We start from the raw sequence: 15528 nt of genomic DNA, 5'->3' as shown, positions 1-15528 counted from the left end.
GCCGCCGGCAGGAGTCAGACGCTCCGGGTCACGCCTCCGTCGACACGTACGTTCTGGCCCGTGATGTACGCGGCGTCGTCCGACGCCAGAAATGCCACGGTACGCGCGATCTCGGCATAGCCGGCCGGGCGTCGCATCGGGATGTTCGCGACCCAATCGCTCGGGACCGTCGCCGGGTCGGCCACGGTGTATCCGGGCAGGACGTTGTTGACCCTGATCCCGTCCGCGGCCACCTCGGCGGACCACAGCTTGACCCAGGTCGTCATCGCGGCCCGCGCCACCATGGACGTCGGGAACCGAGGCGAGGGCTCGGTGGGGGCGGCACTGGAGATGTTGACGATCGCACCGCCACCCTGGGACCGCATGACGGGGAGCGCCGCCTTGCAGGCGCGCACCACGTTGTAGAAATACAGGTCGAAGCCGAGGGCCAGTTGCTCGTCCGTGAGCTCTTCGAGAGTGCCCTTCGGCCCATGACCGGCGCTGTTCACGACGACGTCGAGACGTCCCCATTCACCGGTCACCCGCTCCACGGCGGACTCGATCGTTCCCCGTGCCGTGTAGTCCCCGCGGATGGCCAGGCCGCCGATCTCGCGGGCGAGGTCCTCCAGCGCCTCCCCGCGGGCCATCACCGCGACGCGGTGACCGCGCGTCGCGAGCTCGCGGGCCGTCGCCGCACCGATGCCGCTGCTCGCGGCGATGACCAGCGCGGCCTTCTTTCCCCCGATCAAGGTGATCCTCCTGGTGCGAGATGTCGTGTTCGGTGTGTCTCAGGCCGTCCCTCAGGCCGCGTTCAGTGCCGTCGCCGGCTCGACACCGGTGCTGACGCGCCGCACGTGGCCGTGCAGGAACAGCAGCACGATGGCCGAGAGGACGAGTGGCAGCGCGAACAGCGTGAAGGTCAGGCGTGGTGCCACCCCGGCGTCGAAGAAGGCGCCGCCGAGGGTCGGGGCGATGATGCCGCCGATGCGCCCCACTCCCATCACCAGTCCGTAGCCGGTCGAGCGGACCTTCTCCGGGTAGAGCAGAGGCACGGCGGCGTAGAAGCCTGTCGTCGAGGCGCTCAGGAAGAACGAGGTGGCGGCGATGGCGAGGAAGGGAAGCGTCTGAACGGTCGCCGCCTGGCCGAAGACGACGAGGAGGACACCGCCGAGGACGATGACGATCGCGGTCATCCGGTAGAGGTTGCGCCGGGCGATGACGGCACCGAAGACGAGGACGCCGATCACTCCGCCGATGCCGTACCACGACATGGTGCCGGCGGCCGCGCCTCGGTCGTGCGTGACGTCGGCCATGTACTTGGCGGCCCAGTTCGTCGTGAAGTAGAAGCCGACCATGAAAAGGAAGTAGGCGAGGCTCGACAGCATCGTGTTGCGCAGGAGCCTGCCCCTGAGGACCTCGGCGAACGGGGCCCTCGTCCTGGTGAGGCGCTCCTCCTGGGGGAGGGCGCTCACGGACTCGAGACCCATGCGGCCGAGAAGCCTGTTGAAGCGCTCGATCGCGCCGCGCTTGCGGGAGGAGGCGATGTAGGCGAGGGACTCGGGTAGCAGCAGGTGCACGAGGACGACGCTGAGGAGCGCGCCGCCCAAGCCGATGCCGAAGGCGAAACGCCACCCGTGCTCGTGCAGCATCGGGCCGACGAAGGTCGAACCGAGGAACGTTCCGATGGGGATGCCGGCGGCATACCCGGTCATGACGATCGGATAGACGCGGGCGTTGACGTACTCGGAGAAGAGAACCGCCACGACGGCGATGAGGGTCCCGATCCCCGCGCCCGTCACGATGCGGCCGAGAGCGAGGAACGCGACACCGTCGGCGAAGGTGGAGATCGCCATGCCGATCGCCACGATGTAGGCCCCGAGAAGGCCGGTGGCCCGGCGGCCGATCCTGTCGCCGAGAGGTGCGAGCGCGACCGCTCCGATGAACAGACCGACCAGGGCGCCCGACATCGCCATGCCGAGTTCCTTGGAGGTGATCCCGAAATCGTCGGCGATGTAGGGCGACGCGAACGACGTCAGCGAGATGTCATAGCCGTCCATCAACACGAGGAAGAGACCGGTGGCGACCACCCACCATTGCATCGCCGACATCTTCCTGGTCTTCAGGGTGTCGAAGACTCCTACCGCTGCCATTCCCCTTCTCCTCCCTGAGATGGGATCGGGTGCCGCTTGAGGGGCACCCGGAGGAAGAACTCTAGAATTAAGGATCTAGAATCATGATTCTGGTCGGAACAGTAACGAACCTCACAAGTGGCGTCAACGGGTTGTGTTACCGGGCGAGTGAGCCCATCCCGCATCGCGGGGCCGGGGGGCGAACCCGGCGATGATCCACGGCTCGCCCGGTTCAGGCGAAGAGCCGAGCGTTCATGTGGCGACCGCCCCCACCTGCGCGCCGGGGCGTTGACGGCCGTAGCGGGGGAGGCCGTAGCGGGGGAGCGACCCGCCCTGGCGCCGCGACCGCCAGAGTTTACCCGGGGCAGAGGCCGGCGGGAGTGGCGCCAGAACGCGCACAGGCACCTGCCGAGGGCAGGTGCCTGTGCCGGAGACGTGGAGCGTGCGCCCGGCGACGTCCTGACCCGTGCCGTCCTGACCTGTGCCGTCCATCGCGCGGATCGGCGCCTCTGCCGGCCGGGCGTCTCCTCCGGGGCATGCGGACGGGCGAAGAGGTCCGGCCGCGTGATCGCAGTCAGACCATCTGGTGCTGTTCGGAGCTGAGGGGGGCGGCGATGTCCTCCAGCGAGCGCCGGGCCGCCTCCACGCCCATGAACCACTGCACCAGCCCGGCCGCCATCATCAGGACCGCGCCGATGACGTAGCCGACCACGACGTTGCCGACGACCCCGCTCTCCACTAGACGGCCGAACAGCACGGGGCCGATGATGCCGCCGAGCCCGGTGCCGACCGCGTAGAACAGCGCGATCGCCAGGGCCCTGGTCTCCATCGGGAAGATCTCCGAGACCGTCAGGTAGGCGCTGCTCGCCCCCGCCGAGGCGAAGAAGAACACCACCATCCAGCAAACCGTGAGTGTCATCGGGGTCAGCACGTGCGCGTTGAACAGCGCGGCGGTGCCCAGCAGGAGCAGGCCGGACAGCACGTAGGTGCCCGCGATCATCGTCCGGCGGCCGATCGTGTCGAAGAACCGGCCGAGCAGAACCGGGCCGAGGAAGTTCCCGATGGCGATCGGGATGAGATACCACGGCGTGGTGCCGTCCGGCACCTTGAAGAACGTCGACAGCACCAGCGCATACGTGAAGAAGATCGAGTTGTAGAGGAACGCCTGGCCGACGAACAGCGACAGGCCGACGGTCGTGCGCTTGGGATAGCGGCGCAGCAGCGTCGCCGCCACCTCCGTCAGCGGGGTGCGCTCCCGCTGGGTGATCCTGATCTCCCCGTGAGCCGGTTCGAGCGTCTTGCCGCTCTCCTCGCGGACCTTCGTCTCGATCTCCGTGACGATCTCCTCGGCCTCGCGTTCGCGGCCGTGGATGAACAGCCAGCGTGGGCTCTCCGGCACCGTACGGCGGACCAGCAGGATCCCCACGCCGAGGACGGCGCCGAGGCCGAACAGCAGGCGCCAGCCGAGATCGGCCGGCAGCAGGCCGGTGTCGAGGGCCGGGATCGCGATGAGCGCGCCGAGCGCGGTGCCCAGCCAGAAGGAGCCGTTCACCACCAGGTCGACCGTGCCGCGTACGCGGGCCGGGATGAGCTCGTCGATCGCCGAGTTGATCGCGGCGTACTCGCCCCCGATGCCGGCGCCGGTGAAGAACCGGCACAGGTAGAAGTACCAGGCGTCGTGCGAGAAGGCCGTGGCCACGGTGGCGGCCAGGTAGAGGGCGAGGGTCGCCAGGAAGAGCTTCTTGCGCCCGAACCGGTCCGTCAGGTGGCCGAAGAAGAGAGCGCCGAGACAGGCTCCCGCGACGTACACGCCGGCGGCGATACCGACCTCGCTGTCGGTGAGTCCCAGCCCGCTGTCCGGATCCGTGATCCGGGGCCCGATGACCCCGACGATGGTCACTTCGAGTCCGTCGAGGATCCAGACGGTGCCAAGCCCGATGAGCACGAGCCAGTGCCAGCGGGCCCAGGGGAGCCGATCCAGCCGCGCGGGAATGTCGGTGCTTATTTGCGCCATATCGTCCCCTTCTTCGGAAGATATGGCGCCCGTCTACCCCGTATCGGGCCAGAAATTCGTTCTGCTTCTCACCGGTCCCGGCCGTGGGCGGTGCGAACCGGAGTTCACGCCGTCCTCGTCCCCTCGCTCTCCACGCCCCTGGGCGGCGGCACGGGGGCGTCGTGCCCGAGCTCGAACCACACGCAGACTCCCGTGCGGCTGGCCGACACGCCCCAGCGCCGGGTGAACAGGTCCACGAGATGGACGCCGCGGCCCGGCGTCAGCTCGGGGGACGTCCAGCACCCGCAGCCCTGGGTGGACAACGTGACGCGGGCCGCGGCGGGCGTGACCAGGACCGACACGCCATACCCCGGAGGGCGCCCGCAGGAGACGGCGTGCCGCAGGGACTCGGCGACCAGCTCGCCGATCAGTTGCACGGCGTCGTCACGGCAGGGGTGGTCGTCACCGAGACGGCTCGCCACGAACCGCCGGGCGGCCCGCACCTGGGAGGGGGCTCCCGAGAAGGGGCGTGAGATCGCGATTCTCCCCGAGAGGTTGAGAATTGTCATCCCGTGATAACTCCCTGTGCACCCGTCTGCGGATGGCGATTCGAGGTCCGTGCAAGACTTCGTTCATCCTGCACTTTGCAAAACGGCTACGCAATATGGCGAATGCACGATTGCATAGTTTCCTTTTGCGACGAAAGGGAGAGTTCGGCTCATGAGGGGAGTAGGCGGCCCTACGGTCCGGCTCCGCCGGCTTTCCGGCGAGCTGACGCGTCTACGGCGTGAATCCGGGTTCGTCCGCGAGGAGGTCGCACGGCGGCTCGGCGTGGCGGTCTCCACCGTGTACCGGATCGAGGCCGGCCACTCCCGCCCGCACACCCGGACCATCCGCGACCTGCTCGACCTCTACGGGGTCGAGGGCTCCGCGCGGGAGGCGCTGATCGCGCTGGCCAGGGACGCCGGCCGGCGCGGATGGTGGCGCGCCTACGACGACGTCCTGCCCGGGCCGTACGTCGGCATGGAGGCCGAGGCGTCGTCGGTGCGCAACTACGAGCCGCTGCTGGTGCCCGGGCTGCTGCAGACCGAGGACTACGCCCGCGCGGCCATCGGCGCCGCCCTCGTCAAGGACCCGGCGGAGATCGAACGGCGCGCGGCGGCCCGGATGGAGCGCCAGCGGCGCCTGACCGGGCCCGGCGCCATGGAGTTGTGGGCCGTCCTCGACGAGGCGGCGCTGCGCCGGCCGGTGGGAGGCCCGCCGGTGATGGCCGAGCAGCTGCGCACGCTGCGGGACAGGGCCCTGCAGCCGAACGTCACCGTGCAGGTGCTGCCCTTCGACGCGGGCGCCTACCTCGGCATGGGCAACTCGATGGCGATCCTTGCCTTCCCCGATCCCGGCGACGCCGACGTGGTGCTGCTGGAGAACATGAGCGGCGAACTCTATCTGGAGGGTTCGGCGGAGATCCGCGAGTACGCCCAGGTCTTCGATCATCTTCGTGCCGCCGCGCTCGGCCCGGAGAAGTCCATGGAAATGATCATTTCGGTCGAGAAGGAGATGGCAGGACGATGAGGGGACTCGTACCGGCGGACGACCTGGCCTGCGCGGTCTGGCGCAAGGCGGCGCGCTCGAACACCGTTGGGAACCAGTGCGTGGAGGTGGCGCGTCTGCGTGACGGCGTCGCCGTACGCGACTCGAAGGATCCCCAGGGATCGCGGTTGATGTTCACCCCCGGCGAGTGGGAGGCGTTCATCGAGGGGGTGAAGGGCGGGGAGTTCGATCTGTCCTGAGGCCTTCGTCCCCGTACGGCCCACCCCTTGTCGCGCACCTGCCGCGAGGGGCGGGCCGTACGGCGTTCCGGGGACGGTCCGGTGCGGCCGGACCGGTATGGCGGGCGCTTCACCGGGCAGGAGACCTGGCATGCGAAAGGAAGACGACCGATACATCGATACCGAGGACGAGCCGGACATCGCCGGAGAGTTCGCCCCGTCCGCCACGGACCCGCCCAACGCGGAGCCCGACGACAAGAACCCGGACGAGCGCTGGGACAAGCCGACAGAGGTGTGAGGGAGGACGTCATGACCATGGGAGTCGACCCGCGGGACCTGGGCGACGAGGACCTGATCCGCGAGTTGCGCCACCTGCACGAGACCCGGTCGGAGACGTTCTTCCACGGGTCGGACGACGCGCTGGAGCGCCACACCTCGCGGACGCAGGAACTGGAGGGCGAGTACCTCGCACGCTACCCGGACCGGCAGGTCGATCCGGAGCGGCTGCGTGAGGGGGCGAGACAGCGGAGTGCCTGACGAGAAGAGCCTGGAAGACGCCCAGGAGATGTCGACGGCGGAGATGACGGTCTACGAGGCCGCCGCCGCCCTGAACGTGAAGGAACAACCGGCGACCGCCGCCGAGGTCGCCGGGATGACCGGCCTCCCCGAGGACACCGTACGGCGGTGCCTCGACAGGCTGGCCGAAGGCGGCAGGCTGCTGCCGAAGGGCGGCGCCTATGTCCTCGGCGACCACGACTGGGGGCTCGAGTACTGACGGCGGGGCCTGGCGCGGACGAACGTGCTCCGGCTCCGCCGGGCAGGGACGTTGCAGAACGGCGCTGCGTCCGGGCGGGAGCACGTTGGGCGCGCAAGAGAGGGGTGTCTCGGCGGCGACCCAGCGCCTCGGTCATCGCCCGGGCGCCTGGGTGGCTTGAGACGAGTCGTTAGAGGGGGACCTTGACGGAGGTAGGGATGCTCCAGGGGCCGCAGTCGGAGCCGAAAGTGCCGCGGTCGCAGCCCTGGACGATGAAGGAGGCCTTGACGTATCCCCCGTGGCCGTTGGTGGTGACGCAGATGTTTTCACCATCCTCCTTGCTCCAGTAACACGCGGGGCGCACCGAATAGACGCCGCTCCACGGGGTCAGCCTGCCGACCTTCACCTGGGTGGTTTGGCCGCCGGCGGTGGTGCTCCAGCGGACCTGGAAGAAGTCCCAGTCGCGGCCGAGGCCGCTCCAGCGAAAGACTGCCTTGCCGCCTGCGTAGTAAGCGCGGACCAGGGCGCCGTTGCCGAGGCCGGGGGACCACACGATCTTGCCGTTGCGGAACTCCTGGTAGGAGCCGCGCTTGTCGGCGTAGCCGTACTCCTTGGTGACCGGGCAGCCGTAGACGCTTGTCTCTCCGCCGTTGGAGCGCCACAGGTCGCCGATGAGGCTGCCGGCCGGCGCCACGCGGGACGGGTCGCAGGTCGCGGCGTTCGCGGTGGAGGTGCTGACCGCGACGGTCGTGGCGACCGTTCCGAGAGCGGTGGCGAGGCCGAGGAGGGCGCGGGTGGTGCGTGTCATCGCAGGTGGTCCTTTCTGGTATCGGGTGCCACCTTTGGTGTACGTCGGACCGCTTTCAGTGGGGTTACCGATGTTGCAAGTCGCTTGCGCGAGCCTCCCCGGCGACGTCGCGCGCCGGGCGGGTGGCTCAGGTCACTCGGCGGGGCTTTAGCAGCGATGGAGCGGCCAGTGGCGGTAGCGGGTCGAGAACCGGCTCCCTGTCGTCGGGTGCCGTCGGGCGGGAGTACCGCAGGACCGCCGATTCGCCACGCCCCCGCCCCGGCACCGCTGGCGGTCCTGGTCATGGTCGCGGGGCGTCGCTGGACCGTCGTCGAGGAGTTCCTGCGTCAGCGGCCGGCAATCGGCGTGTCCCTGCGCGACTACGCCCGCGCCGCCGGACGTGGCAGGATGCTGTGAACCGGCGGCCGTCGCGGGCGCGGTGGTACAGGGCACGGTCCTACGCCGGCCTCCGCACCCGCCCGCCCCGGCGCTTCGCGCCGATGGCGGGGCGGGCCGGAGGTCAGGAGCAGGCGGAGGCGAGCTGCTGCGTCGCCTGGGTGGCCTTCTGCCCGAACTCGGCGAGCTTGGTCGCGGCGGCCGGGTCCGACAGGTCGATCTTGAAGGACGCCCACGAGTCGGCCATGCCGGCGAGCGCCACCTTCAGGTCGCCGTCAGCCTTGCCGGACAGGTCCTTGAGCTGCGCGGCCAGGTCGCCGGTCGCGGCGTTGAGGCCCTTGATGTCGCCGGCCGCGCCGGCGGCCTTGGCGCTGTAGTCGGTGAACGCCTTGGTCGCCTCCTCGCAGACGGCCGTCTGGCTCCCGCTGCAGGCGGCGGTCAGGCCGAGAAGGGCGGACACCGCGACGACGGCGAGGCTGTTCCTGAGGATGTTCATGATGCCTTCCTGAGTGATCTCTGACGCGTCAGACACTAGGAATCGCCTCTTTCACCGTGCTTTCAGGCCGCTTGCACCCCGTGCGGCTGATCATCCCTGGCCTGGTTGCTCCGCGTCGTATGCTTGCGGCCATGACGCGACGGCTTGCGGAGGTTGCGAAGAAGGTCGGGGTCAGCGAGGCCACGGTGAGTCGCGTCCTCAACGGCAAGGCCGGGGTCTCCGAGGCCACCCGGGAGGCCGTTCTCACGGCTCTCGACGTGCTCGGGTACGAGCGGCCCACGCAGTTGCGCGGTGAGCGCGCCCGGCTGGTCGGGCTCGTCCTGCCCGAGCTGCAAAACCCCATCTTCCCGGCGTTCGCCGAGGTCGTCGGCGGGGCGCTGGCCCAGCAGGGGTTCACTCCGGTGCTGTGCACGCGTACGGTCGGCGGGATCTCCGAGGCCGACTACGTGGACCTGCTGTTGCAGCAGCAGGTGTCCGGCGTGGTGTTCGCCGGGGGGCTCTACACGCAGAACGGCGTCGTCCACGAGCACTACGTGCGGCTGGTCGAGCGGCGGCTGCCCACCGTGCTGGTCAACGCGGCCGCCGATCACTGGGACTTCCCCCGCGTCTCCTGCGACGACACGATCGCGGTGGAGCAGGCGCTCGGCCACCTGCGCGCGCTCGGTCACCAGCGGATCGGTCTCGTCGTCGGTCCCGCCGACCACATGCCGTCCGTACGGAAGCTGGAGGCGTTCCGCGCCGCGGGCGGCGAGCTGGTCGAGCACACCATGCACTCGCTGGAGGGCGGCCACGCGGCGGCGCTGAAGCTCGTGCGGCAGGACGTCACCGGCATCATCTGCGGCAGCGACCCGCTGGCCCTCGGGGCCATCCGCGCGGCGCGGCGGGCCGGCAAACGCGTGCCTGCGGACGTGTCCGTCGTCGGGTACGACGACTCCGCGCTCATGACCTGCGTGGACCCGCCGCTGACGACGGTGCGCCAGCCGATCGAGGCGATGGGCAGGGCCGCGGTGGAGCTGCTGGTCAGCCAGATCGAGGGCGCCGCCGTCGCGACGGGCGAGCTGCTGTTCGAGCCGGAGCTGGTCGTGCGCTCCTCCACCGGCCGCGTCGGCGTCCCCGTCACCTGAGCACGTCATGCTGTGTGCGGAGCCCGGAGGAGGAGGCGTCCACTCCTCCTCCGGGCGTCCCGTTCCGGGTTACGAGGCGTACGCCTCGAACTCGGAGATCTGCGCGGCCGGCCAGCCGGTGTTACCGGTGACGTTGAGCCGCAGGTAGCGCCGGGCGCCGGCGGGCACGGTGACCGTGACGGTGTTCCCGGTGGCAGGGTCGAACGTGCGGCCCGCCGAGGCGGACAAGGTGGTGTAGTTCGTGCCGTCCGTGCTGCCGAGGACCGCCAGTGTCTGGGTGCGGGTGGCCCAGGCGGCGCTCGGCGGCAGCTTGAGCACCACCCTGCCGACCGTGACGGACGCGCCGAGATCGACGGTCAGGGTCTGGGGGAAGGCGTTGTTGGCCGACTCCCAGTAGGTCGAGGCGTTTTCGTCGGCGGCGTTGCCCGCGACGTACACGTCGGCGTGACTGCTCGCACTTATCGCCCTGCCGGCGGCGAGGTTCCCCGTGGGCAGCGGCCCGGGGGAAGCGCTGGGCGACGGTGACGGGCTCGGGGTGCCTCCGGTGCCGTACACCTCGAAGGCCGACAACTGCCCGGCCGGCCAGCCGGTGTTGCCGGTGACCGTCACCCGGACATGGCGGATGTTCACGCCGGTGAGCGGGATGGTCACCGCGTTCCCGGTGGCGGGGTCGAACGTGCGGCCCGCCGAGGCGGACAAGGTGGTGTAGTTCGTGCCGTCCGTGCTGCCGAGGACCGCCAGTGTCTGGGTGCGGGTGGCCCAGGCCGCGCTCGGCGGCAGCCTGAGCACCACGCGCTGCACCGGCGTCACCGCGCACAGGTCCACCGTGATCGACTGGGGGAAGGCGTTGTTCGCCGACTCCCAGTAGGTGCCCGCGTCGCCGTCGACCGCGTTGGCCGCGACGTACGACTGGGTGCTGCTCGTCGCCGTGGCCGCCTTGCCCCGGGCGAGGTCGCCGCTGCCGGGAGCGCACGCCGTCGGGCTGGGCGAAGGCGAGGGGGAGGTGGACGGCGAGGCGGACGGCGACGGGCTCGGGCTCGGGTCGCCGCCCTCGTAGATGTAGTTCGGCGCGGGCCACTGGCCGGTGCAGACGGTGGAGCCCAGGCTCCAGCCGGAGTTGCCGCTGCCGTACGTGGGGGCGAAGCCGGTGCCGACGCAGTTGTGGATGGCGACACCCGCGCCGATGTGGGCCGCCCTGACGTTGGTGAAGGTCGCCTTCGCCGCCGCCTGCGCCTGGATCATGTACGTCCCGGTGCCGTCGACGTTCACGTTCGAGAAGTTGACGGTCTGGGTGCTGCCCTCGATGAACTGGATGGCCTCGTAGGAGCTGTCGACGATGTCGGTGTCGGTCACGTTGATCGTCGCGTTGACCGGCTCGTTGAGGCCGTCGAACCAGATCGCGCCGACGCCGAAGTTCCAGTTGTAGTCGCTGTTGCCGGCTCGGATGAGCGTGTTGCGGGCGACCGTGATCGTGCCGGCGACCGCGGTGCCCTGGCCGGAGTTCACCCCGGGGTAGCGGTTGGCGACGTGGATGCCGCCGCCGTTGGTGACCGTGTCGCTCACCACGTTGTCGGTGATCTTTATGTCCCGGCCGCCGTACGTGACGATGTTGTTGGCCAGGACCGGCGCCACCACGGTGTTGAATGTGAACGCGTTGTTCACGTTGGCCATCCGGTCGGGCCACATCGCCAGACCGTCGTCGCCGGTGTTGCGGACGAACGTGTTGGTCACCGTGGAGTTCGTGACGCCGGTGTGGAAGTTCACGCCGTCGGCCGTCTGGTCGAGGATGCGGCTGTTCTTCAACGTGAAGCCGTCCATCGGGCCGTCCATCCAGGCCCCGACCTTGGTGTGCTGGATCCACAGGTTGTCGACCACCGAATCGGTCATCGCGCCGCCGATGGCGTTGACCTGGTCGTCGTCCACGCGTTCGGTGATGTCCCCGATGATCGCGAAGTCCCGCAGGGTGACGCCCCGGCTCGGGCCGCCCGCCTCGTGCGGTCTGATCCCGCCGGTGTACCCGCCGCCGCTGACGTACTTGCCGTAGACGCCGACGGCCCGGTTGCGCTGGGTGGGATGGCGGCCGGTGAGAACGCTGTACCAGGGGCCGGCGCCGCGCAGCGTCACGCCGTCCACGACCACGTGGTCCCACAGGGTGTAGGTGCCGGACGGGATGTAGACCTCCTTGCCCTGGGCCCGGCCGGCGTCGACGGCGGCCTGGAAGGCGGCGGTGGAGTCGCCCGTGCCGTTGCGGTCGGCGCCGAAGTCGTCGACCGACAGCGCCCCGGCGGGCCGGGGGATCGCGTCGGGCACGAGCTCGAAGTCGGCGAGGTCCACGACGAACCAGGGCGCGACCGCGGTGGAGGCCACCTGGATCCTGACCTTGGTGCCCGCCGCGAGCGTGGACCCGAACATCGTGCGGGTCTCGTCGTAGAAGTGGTGCGGCTTGTCGCCGGGTGTGTTCCCGAACGGGTAGCCGCCGTAGTACCAGCCGTACCGGGAGGTGAACTGCAGGTCCTTGAGCTTGGTCCCGTTGATCCTCAGGTCGACCGGTGCCGTGATGCCCGTTCCCGCCGCGTTGTCCGGCACGCTGTAGCGCACGGTCATCGCGTTGGCGGGCTTGGGCAGGGTGAACTCGACGTACTCGCCCGGCGCGTCGAGGCGCACGGCCCGGCGGCCCGAGGCCTCGGACGGCAGGCGGGTGTAGACGCGGTCCGGGCCGATCTGCTCGCCGTTGGTCACGGCGGCCTCGGCCTCGATCTCCGTGAACGGCACGCTCGCGCCTCTTCCCGGCACGGAGAACGGCGACGGTGACGTCGCGGCCGACGACGTGCCGGGGAACGCCACCACGCCGCCCACGGCGATCAGCGCCCCCGCCACCGCGACGGCGGCTCCGGATCTTCTCATGAGGATCCTTTCTGCATGCGAGATCCGGGAGATGCGGCGTGGACGCTGGAACCGCCACACCTCCGAAGAAGGTGAGTGGCCACACGATAAGTTGACAGACATCCTTCTGCAATATTGCGACGAGAAGTCGCAAGATAACCCGCATGTTACGTCGGGCCACCGCTCCAGGAGATCGGCACTCCACCGAATCTGGGGATACCCCCACAACCATGGGCCGAGGCGAAAGATGCCGACAGCCTGCATGCGCAAGCGGATGAAAACATTTGCGCTCGCTGTCGTATAGTTGCGTCCATGACACGACGGCTTGCGGAAGTAGCCAAGAAGGTGGGCGTGAGCGAGGCGACCGTGAGTCGCGTGCTCAACGGCAAGCCGGGGGTCTCCGACGCCACCAGAGAGGCCGTGCTCACCGCGCTCGACGTGCTGGGATACGAGCGGCCCACCCAGCTGCGCGGCGACCGCGGCCGCCTCGTCGGCCTGGTCCTCCCCGAGCTGCAGAACCCGATCTTCCCGGCGTTCGCCGAGGTCGTGGGAGGCGCGCTGGCGCAGCAGGGCTTCACGTCCGTGCTGTGCACCCGGACCGTGGGCGGCGTCTCCGAGTCCGACTACGTGGACCTGCTCCTCCAGCAGCACGTGTCCGGCATGGTCTTCGCCGGCGGTCTGTACGCCCAGGGGGACGCCTCCCACGGCCATTACCGCAGGGTCCTCGAACGCAAGCTGCCGACCGTGCTCGTCAACGCGGCGGTCGAGTATCTCGGGTTCCCGCAGGTGTCGTGCGACGACGTGGCCGCGGCGGAGATCGCGCTCGCCCATCTCATGGCGCTCGGGCACCGTCACGTCGCGATGCTGCTCGGCCCGCCCGACCACGTGCCGTCCCAGCGCAAGCTCGCCGCCTTCCGCGCGTACGCCGCCGCCAACGGCCTCGAACTGGACCCCGATCACGTCGAGCACACGATGTTCTCGCTGGAAGGCGGGCACGCCGTCGCCACGCGCATGATCGCCAGGGGTGTGACCGGCATCATCTGCGCCAGCGACGTGCTCGCCCTCGGCGCCATCAGGGCGGCGCGCCGGGCGGGACTGTCGGTGCCGGAGGACGTCTCCGTCATCGGCTACGACGACTCCGCGCTGATGAACTGCGTGGACCCGCCGCTGACCACGGTCCGCCAGCCCATCGACGCGATGGGCCGGGCTGCCGTCGAACTGCTGGTGGCCCAGATCGACGCCGCCGTCGTCCCCGGCGACGAACTGTTGTTCGAACCCGAACTGGTAGTGCGCGCCTCCACCGCCCCCGCCCCCCGCTCCTAGCGGGGCTTGTCCGCGAACCTCGGCTGAGGCGGTTATCAACAGGCGCGCGGAGCGCCGGGGCGGGCGGGTGTGGAGGCCGGCGTAAGACCGTGCCCTGTACCACCGCGCCCGCGATGGCCGCTCCCGAGGCTCACCGGACCGCAACCATCACGGCCGGCCGGAGCACCCGCCCGCTTTGAGCGCGTCCAATGGCAAGAAGCCAACCCCCGGCTCTCAAGTCCAGCGGCAACGAGCAAACCCCAGGCACTGAGGCGTCCAGCGGCAACGAGCCGTAGGAGGTTCTCGGGCGGTGTCCTTGCTCCGAGACGCCGTAGGCCCTGCACTGTCACTTTTTTGCACAGTTCCTGCCGCTCTATTGCTCAGTCCTGCATGCCTCTGTATGTTTCTCGCAATCGAGCGGATCGGGGCGCTCCAAGTCGGCCCCGAGCCGCGTGCTTCGACGGGTCGTGGTGCGCGGTTCCAGAAGGGAACGAGGATGAAATCCCACAAGCTCTCGATACTGCTGGTCTCGGGACTTGCCATTGCAGCGGCCGCGGCGTGCGGCACCGACAACAGCGGCGGCAGCGGTGACAAGGCGAGTGCGGCGCCCGAGGGCGCCGGGCCGGTGTCGATCTCGGTGAACTGCGAGCCGCCGAAGACGAACAAGGCGGAGCGCGCGACGTTCGAGGAGGACCTGGCGGCCTTCCAGCAGCTGAACCCCACTATCAAGGTCGCGAAGGTCACCGACGCGTTCCCCTGCTACGACCCGCGCACCTTCGAGCCGAAGCTGGCCAGCGGCGAGCTCGAGACGGTCTTCTACGTCAACTTCCCCAACGTGGGCCGCCTCATCGAGAGCGGCCAGGCCGCCGACCTCACGCCGTACGTCAACGAGATCAAGACGTTCCAGGACTACAACAGCTCGATCGACCTGTTCAAGAAGGACGGCAAGGTCTACGGCCTGCCGACCGACGGCTACGGCATGGGCCTCGTCTACAACAAGGAGGTCTTCACCAAGGCTGGTCTCGACCCGAGCAGTCCGCCCAAGACGTGGGCCGAGGTGCAGGCCGCCGCGAAGAAGATCGCCGGGCTCGGTCCCGGTTACGTCGGGTACGGCGAGTACAGCGGCAACAACGTCGGGGGCTGGCACTTCACCGCCTCCGTCTACGGTCGCGGCGGGTCGGTCATCACCGACGACGGCAAGAAGGCCGCCTTCAACACCCCCGAGGGCAAGGCCGTGCTGGAGAACCTGCACCAGATGCGGTGGGCCGACAACAGCATGGGCTCCCAGCTGTACATCGACTGGCCGGCCCTGATGAAGGCCATGGCCGGCGGCAAGATGGGCATGATGCTGGGCGCGCCCGACGTGCTGATCTCGCTGCGCAACGACTTCGGCGGCAAGTTCGAGAACTACGCCATCACCGCCCAGCCCGAGGCCAAGGCCCTGTTCAACGGCGGCGCCGGTTACATGATCAACCCGAAGGCCACGCCGGAGCAGATCAAGGCGGGTCTCAAGTGGATCGAGTACAAGTTCCTCACCCCCGGCAAGGGCCAGTTCGACTACGCGCGGGCCAAGAGCGCGGACCTGACCGTCGGCCAGCCCTACCCCGACCTTTACCGCCCGGACACGCCGTCCGGCCAGGCCGTCGACGAGCTGCGTAAGGCGAACGCCAACATCGACCTCGCGCAGTTCGCCGGATGGGTGGAGGGCTCCAAGGGCATCCCGCCGAAGGCCGAGCCGGGGCCGTACGCCCAGGAGATCTACAAGATCCTCGACACTCCGATGTCGGCCGTGCTGACCCGCAAGGACGCGAACATCGACCAGCTCCTGGCCGATGCCGAGTCGAAGGTCAACTCCCTGCTGGCCTCGAAGGGCTGACCGCCCTGATAATCCGGGGCGCCGCCCGTGGCCGTGACCC

The 15528-nt window shown here is 69.4% G+C and carries 15 protein-coding genes; 8 read left to right on the top strand and 7 right to left on the bottom strand.

The window, feature by feature from the left end:
- Positions 1–14: 14 nt before the first annotated feature.
- From HHX30_RS12850 to HHX30_RS12835, 4 genes are all read right to left on the bottom strand, one after another.
- The gene (locus HHX30_RS12850) at positions 15–728 is read right to left on the bottom strand and encodes an SDR family oxidoreductase (protein ID WP_211591917.1); all 714 of its coding nucleotides are present in this window, start codon (positions 726–728) and stop codon (positions 15–17) included.
- 51 nt (positions 729–779) lie between these two features.
- Positions 780–2129 (bottom strand): MFS transporter, encoded by a 1350-nt coding sequence (locus HHX30_RS12845; protein ID WP_169982118.1) that lies wholly within the window; start codon positions 2127–2129, stop codon positions 780–782.
- 553 nt (positions 2130–2682) lie between these two features.
- On the bottom strand, positions 2683–4122 hold the full coding sequence (locus tag HHX30_RS12840) for an MFS transporter (protein WP_169982117.1): 1440 nt from the start codon (positions 4120–4122) through the stop codon (positions 2683–2685).
- Between the two features lie 104 nt (positions 4123–4226).
- Positions 4227–4670 carry an ATP-binding protein gene (locus HHX30_RS12835; RefSeq protein ID WP_169982116.1) on the bottom strand — a complete coding sequence of 148 codons (444 nt, stop codon included), beginning with the start codon at positions 4668–4670 and terminating at the stop codon, positions 4227–4229.
- 151 nt (positions 4671–4821) lie between these two features.
- Between HHX30_RS12835 and HHX30_RS12830 the strand changes: the two genes are divergently transcribed.
- The 5 genes from HHX30_RS12830 to HHX30_RS12810 all read left to right on the top strand — a co-directional run bounded on the left by HHX30_RS12830 (position 4822) and on the right by HHX30_RS12810 (position 6645).
- Positions 4822–5673 (top strand): helix-turn-helix transcriptional regulator, encoded by an 852-nt coding sequence (locus HHX30_RS12830; RefSeq protein WP_169982115.1) that lies wholly within the window; start codon positions 4822–4824, stop codon positions 5671–5673.
- Positions 5670–5891: a DUF397 domain-containing protein gene (locus HHX30_RS12825; protein WP_169982114.1), complete on the top strand. Its 222-nt coding sequence runs from the start codon at positions 5670–5672 to the stop codon at positions 5889–5891. The genes HHX30_RS12830 and HHX30_RS12825 overlap by 4 nt, the downstream gene beginning before the upstream one ends.
- 130 nt (positions 5892–6021) lie before the next feature.
- Positions 6022–6168: a hypothetical protein gene (locus tag HHX30_RS12820; protein WP_169982113.1), complete on the top strand. Its 147-nt coding sequence runs from the start codon at positions 6022–6024 to the stop codon at positions 6166–6168.
- Between the two features lie 11 nt (positions 6169–6179).
- Positions 6180–6407 carry a DUF6158 family protein gene (locus tag HHX30_RS12815; RefSeq protein WP_169982112.1) on the top strand — a complete coding sequence of 76 codons (228 nt, stop codon included), beginning with the start codon at positions 6180–6182 and terminating at the stop codon, positions 6405–6407.
- Complete coding sequence (locus HHX30_RS12810) at positions 6400–6645, top strand: hypothetical protein (RefSeq protein ID WP_169982111.1); 246 nt, start codon at positions 6400–6402, stop codon at positions 6643–6645. The genes HHX30_RS12815 and HHX30_RS12810 overlap by 8 nt, the downstream gene beginning before the upstream one ends.
- A 169-nt stretch (positions 6646–6814) precedes the next feature.
- On the opposite strand, the gene HHX30_RS12805 is transcribed toward HHX30_RS12810, so the two are convergent.
- Together HHX30_RS12805 and HHX30_RS12800 are read right to left on the bottom strand one after the other, a co-directional pair.
- Positions 6815–7432, bottom strand: coding sequence for an LGFP repeat-containing protein (locus HHX30_RS12805; RefSeq protein ID WP_169982110.1), 618 nt, complete (start codon positions 7430–7432; stop codon positions 6815–6817).
- A 499-nt stretch (positions 7433–7931) separates the two neighbouring features.
- Positions 7932–8303 carry a hypothetical protein gene (locus HHX30_RS12800; protein ID WP_169982109.1) on the bottom strand — a complete coding sequence of 124 codons (372 nt, stop codon included), beginning with the start codon at positions 8301–8303 and terminating at the stop codon, positions 7932–7934.
- Positions 8304–8434: 131 nt separating this feature from the next.
- Here HHX30_RS12800 and HHX30_RS12795 point away from each other — a divergent pair, with 131 nt between their 5' ends.
- Positions 8435–9427 carry a LacI family DNA-binding transcriptional regulator gene (locus HHX30_RS12795; RefSeq protein WP_169982108.1) on the top strand — a complete coding sequence of 331 codons (993 nt, stop codon included), beginning with the start codon at positions 8435–8437 and terminating at the stop codon, positions 9425–9427.
- A 69-nt stretch (positions 9428–9496) separates the two neighbouring features.
- Here HHX30_RS12795 and HHX30_RS12790 read toward each other — a convergent pair whose 3' ends face one another.
- Positions 9497–12331: a discoidin domain-containing protein gene (locus tag HHX30_RS12790; RefSeq protein ID WP_169982107.1), complete on the bottom strand. Its 2835-nt coding sequence runs from the start codon at positions 12329–12331 to the stop codon at positions 9497–9499.
- Positions 12332–12622: 291 nt separating this feature from the next.
- Between HHX30_RS12790 and HHX30_RS12785 the strand changes: the two genes are divergently transcribed.
- Both HHX30_RS12785 and HHX30_RS12780 read left to right on the top strand, forming a co-directional pair.
- The gene (locus HHX30_RS12785; protein ID WP_169982106.1) at positions 12623–13633 is read left to right on the top strand and encodes a LacI family DNA-binding transcriptional regulator; all 1011 of its coding nucleotides are present in this window, start codon (positions 12623–12625) and stop codon (positions 13631–13633) included.
- A 475-nt stretch (positions 13634–14108) separates the two neighbouring features.
- Positions 14109–15488, top strand: coding sequence for an extracellular solute-binding protein (locus tag HHX30_RS12780; protein ID WP_169982105.1), 1380 nt, complete (start codon positions 14109–14111; stop codon positions 15486–15488).
- The last annotated feature ends 40 nt before the right edge of the window (positions 15489–15528 follow it).

The organism is Microbispora sp. H10836 (assembly GCF_012999525.1).
Lineage (GTDB): Bacteria > Actinomycetota > Actinomycetes > Streptosporangiales > Streptosporangiaceae > Microbispora.
Note: the sequence above shows the minus strand (reverse complement) of the source record. Positions and strands in the feature narration are given on the sequence as shown.

Excerpts from the sequence above, each read along its gene's own strand:
- HHX30_RS12845 (WP_169982118.1), bottom strand. The coding sequence starts at position 2,129 with ATGGCAGCGGTAGGAGTCTTCGACACCCTGAAGACCAGGAAGATGTCG.
- HHX30_RS12840 (WP_169982117.1), bottom strand. The coding sequence starts at position 4,122 with ATGGCGCAAATAAGCACCGACATTCCCGCGCGGCTGGATCGGCTCCCC.
- HHX30_RS12835 (WP_169982116.1), bottom strand. The coding sequence starts at position 4,670 with ATGACAATTCTCAACCTCTCGGGGAGAATCGCGATCTCACGCCCCTTC.
- HHX30_RS12830 (WP_169982115.1), top strand. The coding sequence starts at position 4,822 with ATGAGGGGAGTAGGCGGCCCTACGGTCCGGCTCCGCCGGCTTTCCGGC.
- HHX30_RS12825 (WP_169982114.1), top strand. The coding sequence starts at position 5,670 with ATGAGGGGACTCGTACCGGCGGACGACCTGGCCTGCGCGGTCTGGCGC.
- HHX30_RS12820 (WP_169982113.1), top strand. The coding sequence starts at position 6,022 with ATGCGAAAGGAAGACGACCGATACATCGATACCGAGGACGAGCCGGAC.
- HHX30_RS12815 (WP_169982112.1), top strand. The coding sequence starts at position 6,180 with ATGACCATGGGAGTCGACCCGCGGGACCTGGGCGACGAGGACCTGATC.
- HHX30_RS12805 (WP_169982110.1), bottom strand. The coding sequence starts at position 7,432 with ATGACACGCACCACCCGCGCCCTCCTCGGCCTCGCCACCGCTCTCGGA.
- HHX30_RS12800 (WP_169982109.1), bottom strand. The coding sequence starts at position 8,303 with ATGAACATCCTCAGGAACAGCCTCGCCGTCGTCGCGGTGTCCGCCCTT.
- HHX30_RS12795 (WP_169982108.1), top strand. The coding sequence starts at position 8,435 with ATGACGCGACGGCTTGCGGAGGTTGCGAAGAAGGTCGGGGTCAGCGAG.
- HHX30_RS12790 (WP_169982107.1), bottom strand. The coding sequence starts at position 12,331 with ATGAGAAGATCCGGAGCCGCCGTCGCGGTGGCGGGGGCGCTGATCGCC.
- HHX30_RS12785 (WP_169982106.1), top strand. The coding sequence starts at position 12,623 with ATGACACGACGGCTTGCGGAAGTAGCCAAGAAGGTGGGCGTGAGCGAG.
- HHX30_RS12780 (WP_169982105.1), top strand. The coding sequence starts at position 14,109 with ATGAAATCCCACAAGCTCTCGATACTGCTGGTCTCGGGACTTGCCATT.